This window comes from Viridibacillus sp. d25.2 (assembly GCF_055456015.2).
Genome location: NZ_CM196652.1, coordinates 1049161 through 1073590, shown reverse-complemented (window position 1 = coordinate 1073590; position 24430 = coordinate 1049161). Strand labels below are relative to the sequence as shown.

28 protein-coding genes and 1 pseudogene are annotated in these 24430 nt (G+C 35.2%); 14 read left to right on the top strand and 15 right to left on the bottom strand.

The window, feature by feature from the left end; translation table 11 throughout:
• Positions 1-39 precede the first annotated feature (39 nt).
• Positions 40-1371: a sodium-dependent transporter gene (locus tag ACZLO7_RS05270; protein WP_464938450.1), complete on the top strand. Its 1332-nt coding sequence runs from the start codon at positions 40-42 to the stop codon at positions 1369-1371.
• Between the two features lie 103 nt (positions 1372-1474).
• Positions 1475-1690: a helix-turn-helix domain-containing protein gene (locus tag ACZLO7_RS05265; protein WP_427751157.1), complete on the top strand. Its 216-nt coding sequence runs from the start codon at positions 1475-1477 to the stop codon at positions 1688-1690.
• Between the two features lie 51 nt (positions 1691-1741).
• On the opposite strand, the gene ACZLO7_RS05260 is transcribed toward ACZLO7_RS05265, so the two are convergent.
• Positions 1742-2002, bottom strand: a complete 261-nt coding sequence (locus ACZLO7_RS05260; protein ID WP_464938449.1) for a DUF1871 family protein — start codon at positions 2000-2002, stop codon at positions 1742-1744.
• A 75-nt stretch (positions 2003-2077) separates the two neighbouring features.
• Here ACZLO7_RS05260 and ACZLO7_RS05255 point away from each other — a divergent pair, with 75 nt between their 5' ends.
• The gene (locus tag ACZLO7_RS05255) at positions 2078-3253 is read left to right on the top strand and encodes a MalY/PatB family protein (RefSeq protein WP_464938448.1); all 1176 of its coding nucleotides are present in this window, start codon (positions 2078-2080) and stop codon (positions 3251-3253) included.
• A gap of 21 nt (positions 3254-3274) precedes the next feature.
• Here the strand turns inward: ACZLO7_RS05255 and ACZLO7_RS05250 are convergent, their stop codons facing one another.
• Both ACZLO7_RS05250 and ACZLO7_RS05245 read right to left on the bottom strand, forming a co-directional pair.
• Positions 3275-3493: a hypothetical protein gene (locus ACZLO7_RS05250; RefSeq protein WP_464938447.1), complete on the bottom strand. Its 219-nt coding sequence runs from the start codon at positions 3491-3493 to the stop codon at positions 3275-3277.
• An 18-nt stretch (positions 3494-3511) separates the two neighbouring features.
• A complete protein-coding gene (locus tag ACZLO7_RS05245) occupies positions 3512-4102 on the bottom strand; it encodes a peptidylprolyl isomerase (RefSeq protein WP_464938446.1) in 591 nt (196 codons plus the stop codon).
• Positions 4103-4379: 277 nt separating this feature from the next.
• Between ACZLO7_RS05245 and ACZLO7_RS05240 the strand changes: the two genes are divergently transcribed.
• Together ACZLO7_RS05240 and ACZLO7_RS05235 are read left to right on the top strand one after the other, a co-directional pair.
• Positions 4380-5594, top strand: a complete 1215-nt coding sequence (locus tag ACZLO7_RS05240) for an MFS transporter (RefSeq protein WP_464938445.1) — start codon at positions 4380-4382, stop codon at positions 5592-5594.
• Positions 5595-5744: 150 nt separating this feature from the next.
• Positions 5745-7598, top strand: a complete 1854-nt coding sequence (locus ACZLO7_RS05235; RefSeq protein WP_464938444.1) for a transglycosylase domain-containing protein — start codon at positions 5745-5747, stop codon at positions 7596-7598.
• 56 nt (positions 7599-7654) lie between these two features.
• On the opposite strand, the gene ACZLO7_RS05230 is transcribed toward ACZLO7_RS05235, so the two are convergent.
• Positions 7655-8212, bottom strand: coding sequence for a DUF5366 family protein (locus tag ACZLO7_RS05230; RefSeq protein WP_464938443.1), 558 nt, complete (start codon positions 8210-8212; stop codon positions 7655-7657).
• A gap of 166 nt (positions 8213-8378) precedes the next feature.
• On the opposite strand from ACZLO7_RS05230, the gene ACZLO7_RS05225 reads away from it, so the two are divergent.
• From ACZLO7_RS05225 to mnhG, 7 genes are read left to right on the top strand one after another with little or no spacing between them, the layout of a single operon-like run.
• Positions 8379-10793, top strand: a complete 2415-nt coding sequence (locus ACZLO7_RS05225; protein ID WP_464938442.1) for a Na+/H+ antiporter subunit A — start codon at positions 8379-8381, stop codon at positions 10791-10793.
• Entirely contained in the window at positions 10780-11202 is a 423-nt protein-coding gene (locus ACZLO7_RS05220) for a Na(+)/H(+) antiporter subunit B (protein WP_464938441.1), read from the top strand. The genes ACZLO7_RS05225 and ACZLO7_RS05220 overlap by 14 nt, the downstream gene beginning before the upstream one ends.
• A complete protein-coding gene (locus tag ACZLO7_RS05215; protein WP_427751173.1) occupies positions 11202-11546 on the top strand; it encodes a Na(+)/H(+) antiporter subunit C in 345 nt (114 codons plus the stop codon). The genes ACZLO7_RS05220 and ACZLO7_RS05215 overlap by 1 nt, the downstream gene beginning before the upstream one ends.
• Positions 11539-13023 carry a Na+/H+ antiporter subunit D gene (locus ACZLO7_RS05210; RefSeq protein ID WP_464938463.1) on the top strand — a complete coding sequence of 495 codons (1485 nt, stop codon included), beginning with the start codon at positions 11539-11541 and terminating at the stop codon, positions 13021-13023. Before ACZLO7_RS05215 ends, ACZLO7_RS05210 begins: the two co-directional genes overlap by 8 nt.
• A gap of 6 nt (positions 13024-13029) precedes the next feature.
• Positions 13030-13509 carry a Na+/H+ antiporter subunit E gene (locus tag ACZLO7_RS05205; RefSeq protein ID WP_464938440.1) on the top strand — a complete coding sequence of 160 codons (480 nt, stop codon included), beginning with the start codon at positions 13030-13032 and terminating at the stop codon, positions 13507-13509.
• Positions 13506-13787, top strand: coding sequence for a Na(+)/H(+) antiporter subunit F1 (locus ACZLO7_RS05200; RefSeq protein WP_193740830.1), 282 nt, complete (start codon positions 13506-13508; stop codon positions 13785-13787). Before ACZLO7_RS05205 ends, ACZLO7_RS05200 begins: the two co-directional genes overlap by 4 nt.
• Positions 13771-14148 carry a monovalent cation/H(+) antiporter subunit G gene (mnhG, locus tag ACZLO7_RS05195; protein ID WP_464938439.1) on the top strand — a complete coding sequence of 126 codons (378 nt, stop codon included), beginning with the start codon at positions 13771-13773 and terminating at the stop codon, positions 14146-14148. The genes ACZLO7_RS05200 and mnhG overlap by 17 nt, the downstream gene beginning before the upstream one ends.
• Positions 14149-14194: 46 nt before the next feature.
• On the opposite strand, the gene ACZLO7_RS05190 is transcribed toward mnhG, so the two are convergent.
• Together ACZLO7_RS05190 and ACZLO7_RS05185 are read right to left on the bottom strand one after the other, a co-directional pair.
• Positions 14195-14440 (bottom strand): penicillin-binding protein, encoded by a 246-nt coding sequence (locus tag ACZLO7_RS05190; protein WP_464938438.1) that lies wholly within the window; start codon positions 14438-14440, stop codon positions 14195-14197.
• Between the two features lie 67 nt (positions 14441-14507).
• A complete protein-coding gene (locus tag ACZLO7_RS05185) occupies positions 14508-16016 on the bottom strand; it encodes a leucyl aminopeptidase (protein ID WP_464938437.1) in 1509 nt (502 codons plus the stop codon).
• A 154-nt stretch (positions 16017-16170) separates the two neighbouring features.
• Between ACZLO7_RS05185 and ACZLO7_RS05180 the strand changes: the two genes are divergently transcribed.
• The gene (locus ACZLO7_RS05180) at positions 16171-16644 is read left to right on the top strand and encodes a divergent PAP2 family protein (RefSeq protein WP_464938436.1); all 474 of its coding nucleotides are present in this window, start codon (positions 16171-16173) and stop codon (positions 16642-16644) included.
• A gap of 64 nt (positions 16645-16708) precedes the next feature.
• Here ACZLO7_RS05180 and ACZLO7_RS05175 read toward each other — a convergent pair whose 3' ends face one another.
• The 8 genes and pseudogenes from ACZLO7_RS05175 to ACZLO7_RS05140 form a co-directional block, all read right to left on the bottom strand.
• Entirely contained in the window at positions 16709-17038 is a 330-nt protein-coding gene (locus tag ACZLO7_RS05175; RefSeq protein WP_464938435.1) for a YuiB family protein, read from the bottom strand.
• A gap of 103 nt (positions 17039-17141) precedes the next feature.
• A complete protein-coding gene (locus ACZLO7_RS05170) occupies positions 17142-17639 on the bottom strand; it encodes an NUDIX domain-containing protein (protein ID WP_464938434.1) in 498 nt (165 codons plus the stop codon).
• A 61-nt stretch (positions 17640-17700) separates the two neighbouring features.
• Complete coding sequence (locus ACZLO7_RS05165) at positions 17701-18918, bottom strand: NAD(P)/FAD-dependent oxidoreductase (RefSeq protein WP_464938433.1); 1218 nt, start codon at positions 18916-18918, stop codon at positions 17701-17703.
• A 396-nt stretch (positions 18919-19314) separates the two neighbouring features.
• Positions 19315-19410, bottom strand: a pseudogene (locus ACZLO7_RS05160) (iron-sulfur cluster assembly accessory protein); the annotation flags it as partial.
• A 175-nt stretch (positions 19411-19585) separates the two neighbouring features.
• Positions 19586-20158, bottom strand: coding sequence for a hypothetical protein (locus ACZLO7_RS05155; RefSeq protein ID WP_464938432.1), 573 nt, complete (start codon positions 20156-20158; stop codon positions 19586-19588).
• A 10-nt stretch (positions 20159-20168) separates the two neighbouring features.
• On the bottom strand, positions 20169-20513 hold the full coding sequence (locus ACZLO7_RS05150) for a hypothetical protein (protein WP_464938431.1): 345 nt from the start codon (positions 20511-20513) through the stop codon (positions 20169-20171).
• 164 nt (positions 20514-20677) lie between these two features.
• Entirely contained in the window at positions 20678-21289 is a 612-nt protein-coding gene (locus ACZLO7_RS05145; RefSeq protein WP_464938430.1) for a hypothetical protein, read from the bottom strand.
• An 80-nt stretch (positions 21290-21369) separates the two neighbouring features.
• Positions 21370-21843, bottom strand: a complete 474-nt coding sequence (locus ACZLO7_RS05140) for a hypothetical protein (protein ID WP_464938429.1) — start codon at positions 21841-21843, stop codon at positions 21370-21372.
• A gap of 410 nt (positions 21844-22253) precedes the next feature.
• Between ACZLO7_RS05140 and ACZLO7_RS05135 the strand changes: the two genes are divergently transcribed.
• A complete protein-coding gene (locus tag ACZLO7_RS05135) occupies positions 22254-22817 on the top strand; it encodes a recombinase family protein (RefSeq protein ID WP_464938428.1) in 564 nt (187 codons plus the stop codon).
• 245 nt (positions 22818-23062) lie between these two features.
• Here ACZLO7_RS05135 and ACZLO7_RS05130 read toward each other — a convergent pair whose 3' ends face one another.
• The gene (locus ACZLO7_RS05130; protein WP_464938427.1) at positions 23063-24388 is read right to left on the bottom strand and encodes a phage portal protein; all 1326 of its coding nucleotides are present in this window, start codon (positions 24386-24388) and stop codon (positions 23063-23065) included.
• Positions 24389-24430: the final 42 nt, after the last annotated feature.

Below are 24430 nucleotides of genomic sequence, written 5' to 3'. Positions count from 1 at the left end.
TAGAATAGAACAATCCTTACTAAAAGGAGGACATAATAAGTGTCAAACAGGGATCAATTTGCGTCAAAGATAGGATTTATTTTAGCGGCAGCTGGTAGCGCTATCGGTTTAGGGGCTATTTGGAAGTTTCCGTATATGGCTGGAACTAATGGCGGTAGTGTCTTTATATTGCTATTTATTTTATGTACATTAATTATTGGCCTGCCTATATTAGTGGCTGAGTTTATGATTGGACGACGTGGTCAAACGGATGCTGTTTCCTCATTTAAAAAACAAGCTCCAGGTACACGTTGGTTTTTAACAGGTTGGGCAGGTTTTATATTTTCTGCTATCATCTTATCCTTCTACAGTGTTGTTGGAGGATGGATATTAAGTTATATTATTCGTGCAATTTCTTTTGAATTATCTGGTAGTGGAGAAGATTATTATGCTGAGCTATTTGGCTCTATTACATCTAATCCATGGGAAGTTGTCATTGCCCAAGGTGTATTCTTATTCCTAACAGTCTGGATTGTTCAAGGTGGCGTGAAAAACGGGATTGAAAAAGCAAGTAAATGGATGATGCCATTACTATTTATCTTCTTTATCGTATTAGTTGGACGTTCTCTAACATTAGACGGTGCAATTGAAGGCATCAAATTTATGTTCGTACCTGACTGGTCCTTTTTCACAGGTAAAACATTATTGATGGCTTTAGGACAAGCATTTTTCTCATTAAGTGTTGGGGTTGCGGCTATGCTTACCTATGCTTCTTACTTATCAAAAGAAACTAAAATAGGTAGCTCTGCAATGAATGTTGCTTGGATGAATATTGGTATTTCACTATTAGCAGGCTTAGTAATATTCCCTGCAGTGTTTGCATTAGGTTACTCACCTGATCAAGGGCCAGGCCTTGTCTTTATCATTATACCTGCTGTATTTCAGCAAATTCCTTTTGGTTCAGTGTTTATGATTATTTTCTTTATCTTACTATTATTTGCGACAGTGACATCTGCAATTGCTATGTTAGAAATTGTTGTAGCAACTGCGATGGGTTCAAAATATGATAAACGTAAGCAATATTCATGGTTATGCGGCTTGGGGATTTTCATCGTGGGCATTCCTAGTGCGTTGTCTTTTGGTGTATTGTCCGATATTAAAATTTTCGGTCTATCGATTTTCGATTCAGCTGATTTCCTTACGAATAATATTGGTATGCCAATTGGAGCGTTACTTGTTGCAATCTTCGCAGGTTATAAAATTTCGAAAGCAGACGCTGCTGCTGAATTGAACACAAAAGATTGGATATTCAAAACTTGGCGTATTCTCGTTCGATTCGTCGCTCCAATTGCTATTATTATTGTCTTTATACAAAGCGTATTCTTTAGATAAACGTCATTTTTTTGTCACTTACGATAGAAATTCCTTCGCTCAAGCCGTGTTATAATTTTATTACAATTATTGTAGACGATTTGAAAGGAGTGCTTTATTTATTATGATGAATCAAGATTTTCATACTCAACTTCGCCAACTTCGTGGTGAACGTAATATTTCACTCGAGGAATTATCTTTACAAGTTCGTGTTAGTGCAGAGAAACTAGGGCGCTATGAATCTGGAGAAGATGTCCCTTCAATTGAGACAATTTTCAAACTTTCAAATGCATTGGAAGTACCGTTATCTAACTTAACGGACGGTTTGCAATTTCATTAAGTAAAAAAGCCTAATTGCTCGATTTTCATCGATCAATTAGGCTTTTTCGTTTTATACGATGCATTTTGCTTCGAACTTTACGGCTAATAACTTATAAGAAATTTCGATACATTTTTCGATAGGAATCCATCTTTCGAATGATTGCTCATAAATTTCTTGAATTCTCTTACCTAGAACAGTTGGATCATCGATATGCTGTAATTCCGCTACGACATCGGCTGCTTCCGTATCATAAGTGAAATCACCCATTTCAAACGGATCCCACTCTTCAAGGATGTGTACAGCCTTTCTATTCATTGCAATATTCTCCATATTTTTTCACCTAATTACTTTTCATCTTTAATGGTTATGATAACATAGAAATAAAAAAAGAAAAGAGAGATATGCTTGAATAGATTTGATCAGAAGATTAATAGGCGAGATACAAACTCATTAAAATGGGACATGATGGAGACAATTTACCAAATTGAAGATGCTTCAACTATTCTACCAATGTGGGTTGCAGATATGGATTTTGCTGCTCCTGAAGTTGTAATTAAAGCGATTCGTGGGCGTTTGGAAAACCCAGTACTAGGTTATGCTGTCGCAGATGATTCTGCAACAGCGACGTTCGTCAATTGGGTTGCAAAACGACATAATTGGACAATTGAAAAAGATTGGGTGCTCTATCATAGTGGTGTTGTCCCTGCTATTGGATCAATTATTGAAACTTATACAAAACCAAAAGACAAGATTTTAATTACACCTCCTGTTTATCCGCCATTTACTAATGTCCCTATTGCATTAAAACGTGAAATGGAAGAGTGTATAATGATAGAGAAAGATGGTCATTATTCATTAGATTTTGAAGCCTTTGAAAAAAGTGCATCAAAAGACGACGTAAAGTTATTCATTTTATGTAACCCACATAATCCAGGAGGGATTGTTTGGAGTGAAAATGAACTAAGAGAAATGCTGAGAATATGTACAAAATACGATGTACTCATTTTGTCAGACGAAATTCACGCTGATTTAATACTGGATGGACATAAGCATATTCCTCTCGCAAAAATTGCTGGTGAAGAGGCTGCTCGTGTCATTACTTGTATGGCACCAACGAAAACATTCAACTTAGCTGGTGTACAAGTTGCTATGATGATTGTTTCTGACGATGCTATGCGTGATAAACTTGCTCAAAACGCTTTTTCTCATGGTCAAATGGGACCTAATATCTTTGCCATTGATGCTATGAAAGCTGTATATACTGAAGGTGAAGAATGGTTAACTGACTTATTGGATTATATTTCAGGTAATATGGATCTTGTCATTGAGCAGATTCCAGTTGCTGTTCCTGGTATTAAAATCGCAAAACCTCAAGGTACATACTTGTTATGGATTGATTATCGTGAAACGGGGTTAGAAGAAGAAGAGGTAATGGAACGATTATTACATACAGGTAAGCTTGCTTTGGATCCAGGCTCTAAATACGGAGATTCAGGTCGAGGATTCCTTCGTATGAATGTAGCTTGTTCAAGAACTACACTACAAGATGGTATTGAAAGATTTATAAAATCATTTAAGTAGATAAAGAAAAACCAGTCGAAACTAATTCGACTGGTTTTGTTTTGCGTCTTGTTGACGCTGTTGAAGAATTTCTTCCTCTAGCATTTTTGTTTTAAGCTCTTGTTTTTTTGCCATTTTCTTTACTGTGTAAAAAACAGCTATACATAGAACTAAAATAATTGCAAATTCAATTGCTGCAGGTAGATACTCCGATTTGTCTTCAGGAAAATAGAGAAACTCATTTAATACCCAAGTTTTCATCTGAGAACACTCCAATTATTATTTTTGAAGAACTTCAATTGATTGAATTGAAATATCTTCAAGTGGTTTGTCACGCATATCTTTTTCTACATCAGCCATTTTGTCAATGATGTCCATACCTTCTACAACTTGACCAAATACAGTATGTTTGTGATCTAACCAAGGTGTACCGCCGTTCTCTGTATACGCAGCGATAATTTCTTCTGGATATCCAGCATCTTTCATTTGTCCGATCATGTTAGCAGGAACTGATGGCATTTGAACGATGAAGAATTGGCTTCCATTTGTACCCGGACCAGCATTTGCCATTGATAAAGCACCACGAATATTGAATAAGTCATTTGAGAATTCATCTTCAAAAGTTGATCCATAAATGCTTTCTCCGCCCATACCTGTACCAGTTGGGTCTCCACCTTGAATCATGAAATCTTTAATAATACGGTGGAAAATGATGCCGTCATAATAACCATTTTCAGCGTGAGTTAGAAAGTTTTGAACCGTTTTAGGTGCATGCTCTGGGAATAATTTAATCTTGATTGAACCTAGAGTAGTTTTCATTTCTACTAATGCTTCGTTAGCTTGTACTTCAGTTGTTAATTGTGGATACATAATATACTCTCCTTTAAAATCGTGAATGTTTAGTTACCCGTGTTATGGGGAAAATGATAGTAATTTGCAAAGTGGGTTTACCCCACCATCGCAACCTTAGTAGTTTCAACATGTTGAGGTTACGAATAATTACTTAAATACCTCGTCATAGTCTATCATAATTTACACTATTTTTCAGTTAAAAACACTACCTATTGAAATTGAAGAGCTTCATTCAACATTCATAATGCTTTATACTACGAATAGACCAAATAATACAGCGAAAGAAAGTGCTCATATGAACCCACAACAAAAACGCAATTTTATTATTATCTGGTTTGCAAACTTATTAGTTGCAGGAACAACTACTATGATTATGCCCTTTCTTTCATTATACATCGAAACGATGGGCAATTTCACCGAAAGTTATGTCCAAAAATGGGCAGGTTTAATCTTCGGTGCTACATTTGTCTCTGCTTTTTTAATGTCACCTATTTGGGGACGAGTAGCAGATAAATATGGCTATAAACCAATTTTAATTATTAATGGCTTTGGCATATCTATAAGTATTTTCTTCATGGGGCATGTACAAAGTGTAGAACAGTTTTTCTTATTACGGTTATTCATGGGCATTGTAACAGGATTCATCCCGACATCCCTTGCTTTTATTAGTAGACAAACACCAAAGGAAATCGCAGGGAAAACACTTGGAACACTACAAATGGGCAGTGTAACAGGTACACTTTTTGGGCCTGTAGTAGGCGGTTTGTTAGCAGATAACTTCGGGTTTCAATATACGTTTATTATTACCGCTATCACCATTTCAGTTGCTGCCTTACTTATCCTATTCGGCGTCCATGAAATTAAAAGAGTGAAAAAGAAAAGTGCGATTACATACTCTCGAATCGCAGTATTAAAAGGTATATTCCATCATCGCTTATTATTCAACGTCATGATGATTACTTGCCTTATTCAAATCGGAAATTTTAGCATCCAGCCTTTACTTTCACTTTATGTATCCGATTTAACAACTAGTGGACAAGTGGCCTTTTTAGCAGGATTGACCTTTAGTGCTGCTGGTGTAGGGAATTTATTATTCGCGAGATTCTGGGGGAGGCTAGGAGATCAAATTGGTTATGAAAAAGTATTAACAATTCTATTAGCAATAGCTGTTATTTTCATCATTCCACAAGCTTTTGTCACATCTCTTTGGCAATTGATGGGGCTGAGATTGTTATTTGGTATTGCAGTAGGCGGTTTAATTCCTACTACTACTGCTCTAATACGTCGCGAAGCACCTATAGACATTCAGGGTGAAGTCATGGGTTATAATACTAGCTTCCGTTTCCTAGGGAATATTATCGGTCCAACATTTGGAGGAATCGTCAGTGGGTTTATTGGAATTTCTTCCGTTTTCTACGTCACAGGCACATTATTTTTTATAGCTTTCATTATTTTAAAATGGACACGTAAATATCCAAAACAACATTTAGAAGACATTTTGGAATCGTAAATTCGGATAGCATATTTTTATCAGAAAACGGTTGGAAATTCATATATTTTTTGACAGCCTTCTTGTAAAATGTGCTATTCTTTTTTATGGGAGTTTTCATTTCTTTAACCTTACTATACATACAGAAACCTTGAATTGAGGGGGGTATCATTGAGAAAATTAGTTGGTAGTCTTATTATTATCCTTTGTGTTCCTCTGCTATTTTTCCTATTCAATCTAATTTCTATAGAGAAAAATACAGCAAATACTTTGGATAAAAAATTCACATCATCCATTCAACTAGATGCGATAAACACACTCATTCCAACTGTCTTAAGAGATCAAAATAAAGATACCTTTTCAGAGGAATATACGGAATGGCGCAAACCGATGAAGCTTGCCGACATTCCAGTGTTTGTTCAAGAACTATTCTTATATAGTGAAGATGAACATTTTTATGAACATATTGGCTTTGATTTAAGTGCCATTGCACGTGCAATTGTTGCAAACTCATCAAGTGGCGCCTCTTCGCAAGGTGGCAGTACCATCACGCAACAACTTGTTCGTATGCGTTATTTATCAGAAGAAAAGTCATACGAGCGAAAAGTACTCGAAATTTTCTATTCATACGAGTTAGAAAGAAAAGCTTCTAAAGATGAAATTTTAAATATGTATTTAAATGAAATGTACTTTAGCAATGGCGTTTACGGTATTGCTGGCGCATCAACTTACTACTTTCAGCGTCCTGTAAGTAAATTAACAAAAGCTGAGATGGCCTTTCTAGCTGCAATTCCAAATAATCCTTCTTTATATGATCCTGTCAAACATTTCGATAATACGAAAAAAAGACAAGAACGCCTTATTAACAAACTAGTGGATAAGGAAATTCTAACAGCTAAACAGGGAAAGAAAATTAAAAAAGAAAAAATAACACTTACTATCAAGCAGAAAAAACAACTTTATCCTGCCTATAGTACGTATGTATTACATGAATTACGATCATTAATCGCTGACAAAGAAGGATTTACAAAACAACTTAAAGCAGCTAAAACAATTACTGAAGAAAGAAACATTAATAAGAAACTTACAAAAAGAGTTAATACTTTGCTCAATGATGGTCTGATTATCGATACTGCTCTTTCTCCTGATAAGCAAACAGCAGATCAAATTGCCATCGATCAAGCCATTTCCTATACTCAAGATTTACAAGCAGCCTCCGTCGTTATCGATAATAACAGTCGCGAAATTGTTAGTATTTATGGCGGTAAGGGATATGAGAAGTTTGATTATAATCGTGCATTCCAGGGAGTACGTCAGCCAGGCTCTGCATTTAAGCCATTAATTGATTATGCACCTTATTTTGAACTAACATCGGCAACACCTAATACAATTGTCAGCGGTCAGCCTTTCTGTATTGGCTCTTACTGCCCTCAAAACTACGGAGGCCAAGTGGTTGACAATGTAACTCTTCAACAAGGTTTCCGAAATAGTTACAATACTGTTGCTATGCGACTGTTTCATCAAATTGGTGCTAAAAAAGCATTTTCCTTCTTGAAGCCGTTCCAATTTAATTCACTTTCAAATGCTGATCACGTTTACCCTGCTGCTATCGGTGGATTAACACATGGCGTTACTACTTTAGAATTAGCGGATGCTTATACTAGCTTTATCAACGGAGATTACGAGCCTGTTCATGCTATTCGCCAAGTTCAAAGTCGAGATGGCAAACTCCAATATAAATGGGAGCAAAAGCAAAAACAGATTTGGTCACCTAGTACGATCCAGCATATGCGCACATTATTAACAGACGTTGTTCAAAATGGTACCGGAGCTGGCATTCATATTAACGCCCCCTATGTAGGGGCGAAAACAGGTACTACCAATGATTATCGTGATTATTGGCTTGCCGGTTTAACTGATCGATATACTTCTGCTGTATGGATTGGATTTGACCGACCAAGAAATATGTACTGGCTTGAAAATGCTAAGATTCATCATCGTATATTCTCTAACATTATGCAATAAAACCAAAAGCTGTCATGGGCGAGTATCGCCCATGACAGCTTTTTGTCTTCCGACATTTAAATTGGTAAACTTGCTAAAATTCCGTTATACAATTTAAAAACGACATAAACAATTAATGTTATCAAGATGGTCCAAAGTGTAATATCGAATATTAAAACACCTATTGTTGAACTTAACGTCATGTGACTACTAATTTTATAAATGACATAAATAAAATATGTAAGGACCGTTAGTAGGAAAACAACCATTAGCAATATGAACGATTGAATGCCAAAAGCAGAGGCTAGGGCTCCAAAAAAGAAAATAACATTTCCTCCTCGTGCTTCAGCTACTGTTTTACCATCTATATCTTTTGAAAAGAAAAGCATTGCTAATTCATGAATTGTTTCTCCAATCAACTTTAACGCAGAAAACAACATAAAAAAACAAAGTGCAAAAACAATTAATAAAAATACACGCAACTGTATTTCTGATAAAAACTCGCGCATACCAGTGTATACACCTATAGATTTGGAGACTTCTATGGATTCTGATACTGTATACAATCCAAACGTTAAACTAAATAGTATGATCGTAATCAGTGGTAAATATCCATAAACATAAGGGTTTTTCATCTAAATTCCTCGATTATTTTATTATTTACTTCCTATTTATAATATCGAACAAATACCTATACTATCAAGGGGAAGAATAAAGATTATGCCATGCAAATGTAAGTATTATGAGCTATAATATGATTTGTTGACTGCATCTTAAGATTTTTCTGAAAGGAGGATTTACTTGGTACAAGTATTATTTATATTCATACCAATTATTGCTGCAATCTTTATACCTGTACTTTTTAAAAAGGTAAGAGGAATCCATACTGGTTGGTTTGTATTAATTGTTCCAGTTGTGCTAGCAGCTATTTATGCCTCATATATTTCGCAAGTAATGCATGGGGAAACAATTGTATCAAAGATCAATTGGGTTCCATCACTTGATATCTCATTTATCTCCTATATTGATGGCTTAAGCCTGTTATTTTCGCTTCTTATTACGGGCATAGGTGCATTGGTCGTTTTGTATTCTATCTTCTACTTAGACCGTAATCGCGAACAATTACATAATTTTTATGTATATCTATTAATGTTCATGAGTGCCATGCTTGGCGTTGTACAATCAGACCATTTAATTAGTTTATATCTATTTTGGGAACTAACATCTATTTCTTCCTTTTTATTGATTGGTTATTGGTATGACCGCGATCGCTCTAGATTTGGTGCATTGAAATCAATGATGATTACTGTATTTGGTGGCCTAATGATGCTAGGAGGATTTATTCTTTTATCCATCATGGGTGAAACGTACTCAATTCGGGAACTCATCGCACAAGCTCCTACACTTGCTTCACATGAATGGTTCACCCTATCACTAGTACTTATTCTTTTAGGGGCATTTACAAAGTCTGCACAGTTCCCATTCTACATTTGGTTACCTGATGCAATGGAAGCGCCTACACCCGTTAGTGCATATCTTCATTCGGCAACAATGGTCAAAGCAGGCATTTATTTAGTAGCACGTTTAACACCTATTTATGCTAGCTCTGAAACTTGGGTGTGGCTCGTTTTGGGAGTCGGTTTATTTACATTATTCTGGGGTTCTTTCTTTGCTGTGAAGCAAACCGATTTAAAAGGCATATTAGCTTTTTCAACTGTCAGTCAATTAGGACTAATTATGTCTTTGCTTGGTGCAGGAGCCGTTGCATTCCATGTTGACCAAGCGCAGGATACTGTATTTAAATTTGCTGCCTTTGCAGCTATATTTCACCTAATAAATCACGCAACATTTAAAGGTAGCCTATTTATGATCGCAGGTATCGTGGATCACGAAACAGGTACGCGTGATATTCGCAAGCTCGGTGGGCTTATGAGTCTTATGCCAATCAGCTTTACAATAGCAGCCATCGGTAGTTTCTCAATGGCTGGTATACCTCCATTTAATGGATTCTTAAGTAAAGAGATGTTCTTAACATCTATGCTTGCCATAAAAGATTTCAATCTTTTTGCAATGGATACTTGGGGGGCTATCTTCCCTATCGTCGCATGGATAGCAAGCGTCTTTACATTCGTTTATAGCTTTTATTTCGTATTTAAAACATTTACCGGCAAATATAAACCTGAATTATTACCGAAAAAAGCCCATGAAGCACCAATTGGTATGCTTATTTCACCAATAATATTAGCTTCACTAGTGGTGATTATATTCTTTATCCCAAATGTAATAGGAGACGTCTTTGTAAAACCAGCAGTTCTAGCCATTCAACCGTTCTTATATGACTCCGCTAGTACTATTCCTATTCATGTATCTGCATGGCATGGCTTTACACCTGAGTTATTTATGACAATTGGTATTTTCGTTGTTGGCTTCTTGCTTTTCTTAACAATTCCAAAATGGCAAAAGTTATACAAAGTCATTCCCGATTGGATGTCACTAAATCGTTTATATGATCGCTTAATGACATTTTTAGAAAAGGACTTAAACTTTATTTCAAGACTATATATGACGGGTTCTATTCGTAATTACTTAATCTATATGTTCTCTTTCATCGTTGTGATTACGATTAGTACTTTATTTACTAAAGATGCTTTTAGTTTCTCAATGGAGGGTACAGCCCCAGTTCATCTGTATGAGATTATTTTAATTCTTGTATTGATCATTAGCACTGTGACTGTCTTATTCTCAAAATCGCGCTTGACAGCCATCATTGCATTAGGAGCTGTAGGTTATACAGTAGCATTGTTCTTCGTCATCTTTAACGCACCTGATTTAGCTTTGACACAACTAGTAATTGAAACAGTGTCAGTAGCACTATTCTTACTTGCATTTTATCATTTACCGAAACTTAGTCGACATGAAGAGCGACTTCGATTCCGCTTAAACAACTTTATCATCTCATTAGGCGTTGGTGTAATGGTGACACTCGTTGCTTTGTCGGCACAATCTCAAAAGCTTGTGCCTTCTATTACTGAGTACTACAAAGAAACCGTCAATACGTTAGCTGGTGGCGGTAATATTGTAAACGTAATCTTAGTAGACTACCGTGGATTCGATACATTATTTGAAATTACGGTGTTATCTATTGCGGGTATGGCTATCTTAGGTATGATTAAACTCCGCCTAAGTAGAAAGGAGAATGAGAATGAAAACAAATGATGTCATTTTAAAAACGACGTCTCATGTCGTATTTTTTATCATCTTTCTCTTTTCAATTCACCTCTTTTTAGCTGGACACTTTGCACCTGGTGGCGGTTTTGTTGGAGGGTTACTTACTTCAAGTGCTCTCGTACTTTTACTTTTAGTTTACGATTTAAAAACAGTACAAACATTGTTACCAATCAACTATACAATCATGACCGCAAGTGGTTTAGTGTTAGCACTAGGGACTGCTTCAATCGGTATGTTTTTGGGTAAACCTTTCTTCAAGCATTACTTTGATCATTTCTATCTCCCGTTAATTGGTGATACAGAATTACATACGGCAATGATTTTTGATACAGGTGTTTACCTTGTAGTTGTTGGAGTTACTATGACAATCATTCAATCGATTGGAGGGGATGATTAATGGAAGTCATAATGGCCTTCGCCATAGGTTTTCTATTTATGGCAGCTGTCTATTTAATGCTATCAAAAAGTTTATTGCGCATTATTATAGGTACTGGTCTTCTCAGCCACGGTGCGCACTTACTCATTTTAACAATGGGAGGTTTAAGTGGTAGTGCACCCCCAGTTCTATCAGAGGGTGTTACGAATATGGCTGATGCCATCCCACAAGCATTAATCTTAACAGCTATTGTTATTAGCTTTGGTGTTACTGCTTTCTTCTTAGTACTAGCATATAGAGCTTATCAAGAGCTTGGCACGGATGATATGAATTTAATGAGAGGAACTGATGAAGATGATGAGTAATTTCTTATTATTGCCAATCATCATCCCGTTCTTCTTTGGAATGTTGTTGATGTTTGCGCCAAAAAATATTCGTTATCAACGAATTGGAGCAATGACTGGTTTATCAATTGCAGTAGTTGCTGCTATTGTACTGTTGTTTAAAGTAAAAAACGAAGGCCCACAAGTTGTAACATTTGGGGACTGGCCTGTTCCATTTGGGATTACAATGGTTTCTGATATGGTATCAGCGTTGCTTGTCCTGACATCTGTTATACTCGCCTTCTTTACTGTCTGGTATAGCATTGCAGCCATAGGTAAAGAACGTGAATCGTTCTTCTACTATCCCGGTATTTTATTTATGCTGACTGGTGTGAATGGTGCCTTTACTACAGGTGATATTTTCAACTTATTCGTTTTCTTCGAAGTGTTGTTAATGTCTTCATACCTATTAATCGTTCTTGGGGGAGAGAAGGCACAATTACGTGAGTCTATTAAGTATATTTTAGTCAATGTTATTTCATCTGCTCTTTTCGTTATAACTGTAGCCTATCTATACTCGGTTGTAGGAACACTTAATATGGCTGATATCGCAGTGAAAATTGCGGATATTCAGCAGCCTGGTATTATTACCGTTATAGCTGTTTTATTCTTAATTGTATTTGGTTTAAAAGCAGCCATTTTCCCAATGTTTTTCTGGTTACCATCCTCTTATGCCGCTCCACCAATTCCAGTGCTTGCACTATTTGGAGCGTTGCTAACAAAGGTTGGAGTTTATGCTATTACTCGTACATATACGTTATTCTTCGTACATGATATGGGCTTTACACATGAACTACTAATGATTTTATCCGTACTAACGATTCTAGCCGGCTGTATCGGTGCTTTAGCATACTTCGATGTGAAGAAAATCATTATCTATAACATTATTATTGCTGTTGGTGTCATTTTATTTGGAGTATCTCAAATGAATGACAATTCATTAATGGGGGCAATGTTCTATTTAATCCATGATATGCTGATAAAAGCAGCACTATTTTTCTTAGTCGGTATAATCATTGCTGTTACAGGTACTTCAGATTTACGGAAGATGGGCGGTCTTATGAAAACGCACCCTGCCTTAGGTTGGTTTTACTTAATCGCAGCATTTGGACTCGCTGGTATCCCGCCATTAAGCGGTTTTATCGGTAAACTTCTAATCGTTCGTGGAGGTTTTGAAACAGGTAATCTATGGGGGAGCTTATGGATTTTATTATCCAGCTTAGTCGTCTTACTTTCTGTAATTCGTATTTTCATCTATGCGTTTTGGGGCAAAGAAAAAAATCCACTACAACCTGTGGATAAAGGTTACTATCGTATGATGTTTATCCCTACTGTTATTCTAGTAATGCTGACAGTATTTTATGGTGTTGGATCGGAATGGATTACACCATTTATGCAAGATGCAGCAAATATTTTAAATAATCCATCTGTGTATACAGATGCTGTGTTAAAGGAGTAGATGACGATGGCATTTCAAATCTTGTTAAACTTCTTTATCGCATTTATATGGATGTTTTTATCTACTAACTTCGCATCAAGTAACTTTGTGGTGGGCTTCATCTTAGGTATGATTATGATTTATATCATGCGGAATTTCTTCTCAAGCCGCCTTTATATTAGCCGATTCTGGGCAGTTATTAAACTGTCTGTATTGTTTATGAAGGAGCTTATTCTCGCTAATATTCAAGTTTTTATGGTCATCATTAAGCCTAAGCTTGATATGAGTCCAGCATTTTTCGCTTTGCAAACTGAACTGGAACAAGACTGGGAAATCACATTGTTATCCAGTTTGATAACATTGACTCCTGGTACGATTGTTGTCCATGTGTCAGATGATTCGAAAACACTTTATATTCATGCAATTGATATTGATGATGTCGATTCAGCAGTTGACTCTATCAAAAACTCCTTTGAAAAGGCCATCATGGAGGTGAGCCGCTCATGACGTACTTTATTTGGGCTATTATTGTTATTGTGACACTATCGCTGATTGGCTTAGTTTATCGGCTTGTAAAAGGTCCTTCTGTTCCGGATCGTGTAATAGCACTAGATTCAATAGGTGTATCTATCATTTCACTTGTCGGCTTGTTTTCCATTTTCATCAAAACAAGTTTCTATTTAGATATTATTTTACTGTTAGCGATTTTATCCTTTATCGGAACTGTAGCTTTCTCTAAGTTTATAGAGAAAGGAGAGATCATAGAACGTGACAATTCTCGCTAATATATTAATCGTTTTAACAATCTCTTTTGGGGCTATTTTCATCTTGGTTACAGCGATTGGCCTAATTAGACTACCCGATGTATATTCTCGTTCTCATGCGGCTTCTAAGAGCGCTACATTAGGAGTAATGAGTATTTTAATCGGAGTTTCCTTACACTTTTGGTTAAAAGAAGATCATTTTAACCCTCGTATTTTACTCGGCATCTTGTTTTTATTTATCACAGGACCTGTTGGTGGTCATGTCATAGCACGCGCAGCATACTTTTCAGGTGTAAAAGCCTGGAAAGGTACTGTGAAAGATGAATTAAAACCAGAATATGAACGCAAAGTAAAAGAAGCTTCTTTAAAAATAAAGGAATGAAAAAAGGCTTTTGTCTCCACAATAAGTGGGACAAAAGCTTTTTATTTTACCAATAAGGTATACCACATGGAGGTCCAAACGGTGGTCCGCACTGTGGTCCGTAAATTGGTCCAAAATTTGGCCCGAAGCTTGGTCCGAAGCTTGGTCCGAAATTTGGTCCGAAGCTCGGTCCAAAGTTTGGTCCATAAAATTGATTGTGAAAATGACGTGGTCTAATGGATGACCCGACTAAGCCACCAAGAAAGCCACCAAAAAATGGGCCGCCGAAAAATCCGCCGCGAAATGGAAACATAAGCCTCCTCCTCTCTGCTCTATACTATGTGTCATAGTAAGGAACAACTAGGTCTTGGCCTATTACACTACTTTTCTTCCTCTGCTAAACGTTCGATGAATGTTGCAATGGTACGTACCATTACGCCTGTACCACCTTTAGGACCTAAATCATATGCACCGTGAGCGTCAGATGTTCCAGCAATATCTAGATGAATCCAAGGTATATCACCTACGAATTCACCTACAAAGCCACCACCGAAAATCATATGTCCATCCGAACCTGGCGAGTTATTTAAATCTGCTACATCGCTTTTACGGATTCGTTTCTTATCATTTTCTGTTAATGGTAATTGCCATACGAATTCTCCTGCTTCTTCAGACGCTTCTAAGAAAGACCCGAAAAATGACTCATCATTTGTTAAAGCTCCTGTTTTATCGTAGCCAAGAGCTGTAATGACGCCTCCGGTTAACGTTGCCACATCGATGATAAAGCTTGCACCCTGTTGTTTCGCATAAGTTACAGCATCAGCTAATACAAGACGACCTTCGGCATCAGTATTTAATATTTCAACTGTTTTACCACTATAGGTCGTAATTACATCATCTGGTTTAAAAGCTTCACCTGAGATCATATTATCTGTTGAACCTATGACTGCGATAACATTTTTGTTTGGACGTAATTCGCCTATTATTCTCATTGCACCAAGAACAGCTGCAGCTCCGCCCATATCGCCTTTCATACCAACTAATCCTGTTTTAGGTTTAATCGAATAGCCACCTGTATCATATGTAACACCTTTACCAACTAGACCAATAACATCTTCCCATTTATCAGTTGCTTGGTATTTAATCGTAATAACGCGTGGTTCTTCTACCGAGCCTTTATTGACCGCTAAAATAGCACCCATTCCTAGCTCTTCTAATTCGGCTTTGTTTAAAATTTCAATTTCGAAATCATATTGCTTAGCAAGCTCTTCAGCATAATCTGCTAATTTTGTAGACGTTAATACATTACTTGGTAAATTCACTAAAGTACGTGCTTCGTTAACAGACTCAGCATATACTCGTCCTACTTCAAAACCAGCAACTATTTCTTGCATATCGGTTGTAGTAATGAAGCTAACTTCATCTATTGTCACATCAATAGCATTAGATGTTGTTTTATAATTTTGTACATTATAGTAACCTAATCCCACACCTTCAGCTGCAATAATTGCTACTTCTGTCGGCTCAATATTAGATGTTACAAATGAATCTGCCCATAATGTAACAGCTGTAGCATTTACTTTTTGTAGTTCTTTTCCAACTAAACCGAATGCTTCACGTAATTCATCTATGCTTAGAGTTTTACGGTCTCCAAGTCCGACAAATAAAATACGTTTCACTTGTGTTGATGGTACAAATGTTGGGATTTTCGTTAGTTTCTTTAAGCCTGTAGCAATGTCACCCTCTTTGATCCATTCTGTAATTGGATTGCCAAAGACTTCTACGAAATCTAACCAACCTTCTAGCTGCTCTTGATGCTTAGATACACCAACAACTAATACATCTGCTTGTGCAGATTGAAATGTTTGACCTTCTTTAATTATGTTCATTGGAATCCTCCATTTCTATATTTACAACTCTATTATACCAAATATTACACCATGCGAAATGTTCGGAATCCGAATTTCTTTAGAGTTTTTTCAATGTTCTGTCCTATGTTATAGTATTACTAACTTATTCTAGGTTTAGAAAGGTGCTGGTTTAATGGAGCTTCTCCACAATATCCCCCTACTCTCCTCACTCTTTGCAATCATTTTCGCACAATTTGTTAAAATCCCTATACATTTCATTGCAACTAAAAAGATTGATTGGTCACTTTTCACGTCTACAGGAGGAATGCCGAGTTCGCATTCTGCAGCTGTATCAGCTCTGACAACTGCTATTGGCTTTGAAAATGGTTTGGATTCTCCTTTGTTTGCCGCCTCTACAGTATTTGCTATTATCGTTATGTTTGATGCAACAGGTATACGTTATCAAGCCGGGCAACAAGCCGTCATTATTAATCAACTGCGCAAAGATTTTCAAGTTTTCGTAAATGAGGCAAAAGGATGGAACAATAAAAAAGAAGAAGAAAAAATGCAAGAACTTAAAACGCTATTAGGTCATAGACCGAGCGAAGTATTCTTCGGTTGCTTAACTGGTATACTTATTTCTGTTATCGTCTATACAACCTTTTAAAATGTAAAAAAGCAGTGTCCGATTAAAATCGTGACACTGCTTTTTTACAAATTGATTCTTCGAGTTAGAACATACGATAGCCATTTCTTCTTAGTGCTTTCATTACTAAACCTGCAATAATAGCACCTGCAAGTCCACTTGCTAGAATGAGAATATCAACTATTTGTAATGATACTAGTTTATCTCCTAATGCAGGAAATGCTGTTCCTGGCTTAAAGAAATAATCTAAAAAACCTACATCATCAACAATGAAGATGACAACTATCGGATAGACAATCGCCATGAACCAAGTAGCACGGAGTAACATATTAAGTAAGAATCCGATACCAAAGAACATAACGAGGAATAATATCATTGATAATACCAATTGTACAATTGAAAATGAACCAGCCATATATTCGAAACCTCCATTTTTCCTCTCATAAGTGTACATGATTGGACCAATGCTTTCAACGACTAGTAACTAATTTCAAAGCTTTGTCATAATTCAAAAACTACTAGAAGAATAATTTATATGAGGTGTAACCAAAAACATTATCTGGTTCTAGATTTTCTAACGCACTTTTACGTGCATTTATTTCTGTTTCTAATAATTCTAAAATCATTAACGAAGTACGCTCGTCCTTTTTTAACGCTAATGGAGTCATCCAACATGCTTCATATAATTCATCTAATTGCGCAATTACATGCTGTAAAGGATCGTTCGCGATTAAATGGAAAACTGCCATGTTATCACTAATATCATTTTTTAACACGCCTGTCCGCAGACCTATTAAACCTAAAATGGTAGCGTCAATTCCTGTTTCTTCTTTTATTTCTCTAACGACAGCTTGATCTGCCGTTTCTGCAGGCTGAACAAATCCAGCCGGTAATGACCATTTCCCATCAAGACCACCATAGCGTTTCATAACTACAAGCCATTCACCATTATTATTCTCAACTAAACCTGATACGCCTAACCAAACTTTCATATGGTCCTGTTTATTCAATGACATTACCTCCCAATAAAAAAACTCCCTACAGTTATAATAACTGAAGGGAGTGTGAAAGGTACAATTATAGTACGTTGAATTTACCTTTTTTAAGTACTAAGCCAGCGCCACCAACCATGTAAAGTGCACGGTTATCGATGACTTTCTTCATAAATGAAGCTGATTTACCAGTGATTTCTTTACCGAATACTTCACCGATCGCATCAGAATCACCAAGAGAACATACAGTACCTTTTAGTTCTGGAACGAATTCTTTAGTGTCTTTTTCTTCGATTAAAGCAATAAGGTTTTCAGCAACTGTAATTGCTTGTTGCATTGCGATTTGAGCTGTTGTTGGGTAAGGACGACCAGCTTCTTCATTCATTAAGAATGCGCAGTCACCAACGATGAATACTTCAGGGAATCCAGGAACGCGTAAGTCTTTTTCAACTGCAACGCGAGCACGTTTTGATGGGATATCTGATTCTTCAACAATGCGAGAACCACGAACACCAGCTGCCCATACTACAGTACCAGCTTTGATGAACTCGAATTCATCTTCACCTTTTTTAATTTTAACGCCTTCTGGAGTAGCTTGAACTACTGGAGTACCAATTGAGAATTCGATACCTTTTTTAGTTAAGTAACCAACAGCATATTCTACTAATTCACGAGAGAACATAGGTAATACAGTTGGAGCTGCTTCTACACAGATAACGCGTACTTTTTCTTGTGGTGCATCGTATTCTTTGCAAAGTTCTGGAATACGGTTAGCTAATTCACCAAGGAATTCGATACCAGTAAACCCTGCTCCACCAACTACGATTGTTAATAATGTATCATCTTTTTCTGCAGGAGCTTGTGAAGCCCATTCAGCAAATTGAGAGTTAATATGATCACGTAGTTTACGAGCTTCGTTTACATCCGAAATACCGAATGCAAATTTATCTAAACCTTCGATACCGAAAGTTTCACCTTCAAAACCAAGACCTACTACTAGGTAATCGTATGTCATTTCACCAGCATCAGTAATTACTTTTTTATTAGTAGCGTCAATAGATTCAACAGCTGCTTGGACAAAGTTAACTTTGTTATTTAGCACACTTTGAATGTCATAACGTACTTTCTCTGGAGATAGAGTACCTGCTGAAGCTTCGTGTAACCAAGTTGACTCATAGTGGTATGAGTTTTTGTTTACAATTGTAATATCGGCTACGTTAACACCAATTTTCTTTTGCAAGTTAACAGCAGTTGTTAAGCCACCATATCCAGCACCCAATATTAATATTTTCGGTCTATTCACTAGAATCGAAACCACCTTTAGTTATTTTATTCTTCTGACCAATAAAAAAGAAGTATTTAACATACTTCGTCTCCACCATCAGTTTGTCTATTTTTCGACAAATTACCTACATACTATATTAGCCCTTTTGTTAACTGATTTCAATAGAATAATATTGAGGATATAAGCGAATTGAGTTACTATTTTAGGGGTATATTTTTATCTTTTTTAGTACCATTTAATTACTTTTTCAATTAATCATTATGATTTAGAAAAGCATAATATATGTTCATAAGCAACTAATTTGTTCTTAAATCTTATTTTATTTATTCCCCTAAAAAATTAAAGTATCCACGAAAAAATAAAAACCTTCTCAAATTATCGAAATGAGAAGGTTTTTTATATAGTTTTCTTAATTTAACAGCTTTCAGGAGTACCTTCTGTTTTGGCTGTTCTAAACGAAGTTCCACAACCACATGATGCAATAGCATTTGGATTATCAATGGTAAATCCGAAGGCTCTTGTTCAACAATGCAGAAGGCTGTTATATCAACGTTTAGTCGTGTTTTTATGGGTTATAAATTACAAGCATGATTATAAATTGCATATCTCTATGATTGTAAATGTCGTTAATTTAAAAGTGTTGAATTCCATTATATTGGAAGGTTATAGTAGTTGTCCACTATTATCAAGTTAATTTAAAAATCAACAATCCTGTACGAGTTTTGTCTACACCTTTGATTGTTAATTTAGTACCTTTGAAATTAACTTCAGTATTTATTTTATATGTTTTGCTCACTTTTTCATTATCTTGAATTGTAATGTAGATAATATCATCTATTGTGTTTACAACAGTATTTTGAGCATTCTTATATGAAAGGTGTTCTACAATGCACGAATAATCACGATCAGGTACTACTGTAGTTTCATAAATTGGACGACCTAACCTGTCATAACCAACGATAACTTTTATCGTTTCACCTTCTGTTGGCAATATAAAGTTACAATATTGAACCTTTGTTTTATACTTGTTATTTCGCATCGTGGTATTTTCAGATACATTCAGATAAGTTTCTTCATTAATTGTTATGTATGCACCTTGTGGTACTGATTCAAGAGTATGTATATGTCGACATTCTACTTCACCTATTTCTGCATTAGTTACAATTGCAATCTTCTTAACATCATCAATTATTATTCTTTGCCCTACTGTATCCATAATAAATTGAATATCTTGCTCATTAGTTGTATTTTTAAACATTCATCTCACCTCAATTTCCATATAACATGAAGATACCAGACCCACTTGTATCTACTTCATCTGTACGCAAGTTATCAATTTTATTTTGTAACTGATCAATACGTGACATAAGGTTTTCGTGGAACTGGCTTACCGTCATATCGTCCAGAGAATAACTTTTCATCCCAACTGGATCATTTGCCAAACTCTCTAATACGCTCAAGGCAGATAAATAGAGTTTCTTCTTATTAAGAATAGAACTTGCATCATACGCTTCAATAGGAGTTAATCCATTCTCTAATAGATAAACATTCCACTCATCATCAGTTAATGTTATTGAACGTACTTCCATTTTCAATCTCTCGATATTTAACATTTCATCATTCCTTTCTAATTTTTTCATAAAAAAAGGGCAACCGATTTTTCGGCTACCCCAACTTACAGACTGTATTAATTTAATTCCATTCTTAAATGTTCATTAGCATTAATCTTTTTTATTAACCTTCTATTTTTTTCCATCAATACTCATAAAAACTCTTCCTATTTATTTTCTTTTTTCTTATCTTTTTCATATTTAGCCTTCAACTTCTTTACATCAGCAGGTAAAGTAATTAATAATTCTTCTTGTTGTTGTTCAAATTGACTATATAATTCGTTTGTTTTTCTATTAAAGTCTATTAGTGAACCAGTAGGTGATAAACTTTGTTCTAGCATTTTAGAATAATTACCATACATTTGCTTTAATACTATGTATGAATCTGTATATTCCTTAGGCGGATTTTGTAACAATTTCATATTTTCACGTATTTTATCCTGTGCCTTTTCTCTTTCATCTAAAGTTCCCTCATTTGATAAATTATCACGAAAAGTTGCCAATACAGTATTAAAATCTTTTTGATTGTCTATTGCTTTACGCCAAACATCTGAATATGAAGCAACAACAACACTTGAAAATACAAATTCCATATACATATCAACAGAAGTCTGCGCTAAAATAGTTGCATATTCTTCTTTTTGATTTTGCTGATATTTTAACCACCCTATAATAGTTCCTGCAATTAGTAATATAACTATTATCAAAAAAATCATTAACTTGGTACGCCTTTTGCCTTTTTTAACTGGCAAATTATTAACTTCTAATACTTCTTCCACTAACTCCACCCCACCAATACAGCATTAAAACTATCATACTACACAAAAGGATATATTTGTATATAATATAAGCATTTTGTTTAAACTTTTCTTGATTCCTTCCACTTTACTTCAAGATGCTTCTTATATGGAATTCCTCTTTCTGATTTAGCGCCGTATATCTCTAAGAACTTTTTTACTTCTGGTCTCACGTCGCTATAAAGCCCAGTTACTTTAGCATTAATTAAATTATATGATTGATCTATAATATCATTGTAAATCTCCCAATCCTTGTGTAATAAATTCAGATCATTTATTAAATCACTTTTTTTATATAGACTCAATTTATTAATATCATATAACTCCATGAATCTTTTTAACATTTCAGGTTTTTGATATTTAATATAATAATATTCCTGATATTGTTTAGACAAAATTATTATTCTAGCATTATTAAAATCTACTTTATCAATTTTTTTCTCTAACACATCAATTTTCTCACCGACAGTATTGCGTTTATCCAGAAGTTCTATTATTAATAACTCTGCTTCTTCAATAAATTTCAATCTATCCATTTACATCACCTCAAAAAAAGAATCCCCTTAGTTATAGGTTTTTATTCCAGAAACATCGTGAAATCAATATTTTTTCGTGGGTGTGTAAAATGATATGCTATCTGACAATTTAACAAATTAGGGTGATTGACTATTAAAACTAACCTCTAACATCGTATTTCACGACCTTACACTGATCACATGCCTACTAAACATTCCTTAGTGAGTCTACATGGTAATACTGTTACTATCCCTTCTAACTTCTCAAAATGGAATTTATGATCTCATAACGATACAATCCCAATTCAGGACTCCATTATAATTTACAAAGGTGTCATATGTTTTAATATTTGACACCACTATACTTCTATTGGTATCATTGACTTATAAAGGTGTCATATATAAGTGTCAACAACTAAGGAGGATATTATATGAAATATGGGTACGCTAGGGTTTCAACTGTACAACAAGATTTAGAATCACAACTACAAACACTTACTAGTGAAGGTTGCGATAAGATTTATTCAGAAAAATATACTGGCACTAAAACAAATAGACCACAATTTAATGAACTCTTATCAAAACTAGAAACTGGTGACACTATTGTTGTAACTAAACTGGATAGATTAGCACGAAATACAAAAGGTGCAATTTCAATTGTAGAATCCTTATTTGAAAAAGGAATTAAAATTCACATACTCAATATGGGATTAGTAGAAAATACACCAACAGGCAATCTAATTTTCAATGTACTATCAGCATTTGCACAATTTGAACGAGATATGATTGTTGAACGTACTCAAGAAGGTAGAGAGTTAGCAAGACAGAATCCTGATTATAAAGATGGCAGAAAACCTAAATACACTAAATCACAATTGGATCATGCAATTTCACAATTAGATACTCAATCATATAATCAAGTTGCAGATATTACAGGAATAAGTAAATCTACACTAATTAGAGAAGTTAAAAGACGTAGAGCCAACTCAAATTAATGAGAAGGTTCTTTTTTTATGTATATTTTTAAAAGGTGACATGTTGTCCCACTTTAGTACGCTAAAATTTTCAAATTCGATAATCCAGCCGTGAACTGTATCACTTATATAATTATTATTGAATAGGACAGTAAAGCAGGATTTTTATAACAGGAGCGTGTAGATTAACATTACACTAATACTAATCTGCCTTGATATAACAACATTCTTGTTAAACTTACTGCTCACCTACTAACTCATATCCACTACACTACTTCATTGACTGTTACAACATCACTGACACCTGTATTAACATTTGATTTAGATAACCGTTGTAACTCCATTGAGGTATCATTTGTATAAGGTGATTTCTCTAATAAACTCTCCAAACTCACACCACCAATATCATTTAACGTTTTAAGATTGTTAATGATTTCAGTATCATTGCTTGGTAAATTATATTGGAATGTCATATTAAGAGTTTCAAAATCATCATCTGTAAATGTCTTACCTTGTAATGCTAACAACTTTCTAAACTTATTTAACCTCTCCTCAAAACCATCTCTCATATAAACTTCATTCATCTTCGCTTTAACATCACCCAGATAGAATAGGATTTTAATACTCGTTTCAGAAATGTTGCTTACTTCTGCTCTATTCATACTTACAGCAGGAGTTGAACTAATATCAAGTAAACTTGAAAGTAACTTCTCATACAACGTATTGAACGCTTCCACATCTAAATCAACGCTGGCATATTTGAAATCCGCCCCATCTTCTAAACGTAATCCTTGTCCAACGATATTTGATTGCAAAGGTTCATCTTTTAAGTCCATTCCAATCGCTATAGGTAGTGGGTTCATATTTTTGTATACAGTATCAGTAAATTTACTAATTAGATTTTCCATTTCATCTAACTTATGAATCCAACTATCTAATTCAGATTTCCCCTTCGTTTCACTCATATCATTATCAGTTCTATAGATTACTGGTAAGCCACTCAAGTTAGGATATGATGCTACAAAGTGAATCTCACCACCTTCGTTATTGTATTCAGTAACAGTATCCTTGTCGTAAATAATATAATAGCCAATACCATCATTCACATAATGTTGAACAAACGCTAATTGCTCATTATTGTGATCGTACAATGGATAACCCTCTGAAGTATCTATAACCTTAGATTTAATCTTGTCATCTTGAATATAGATGTACTCATAAACCTCACCAAACTTAAGTAACTTGTCCATTAGTTTTATGTTCAAACGGTCAAACTTACCCTTTCGATTGATATTATTGACTGCCTTCACAACTTCCTCATTACCTGTATATGTGACAGGGTTAGCCAATAAGAAAGCCTTTTGAAAGTCTAACAACGTATTAGCATATTGGAGTACAATACGTCTCGGATTGTATATAACCCCCTTGTATTCATATGAAGGGGTATTTAAAATTGCATGATTTCCATTTAAGTACTCTTTTTTAGCCAATACATCGTTAATTCTCATTTGATTAGACGGCTCATTCACTAACTCAACAAACCAATGAGGTTCATTATTATATTTTGCTTTTATGTATTCTTGTAAATTCATTTTATTCCTCCTATGTATCTAATACGCTGAATTGACGTTCTA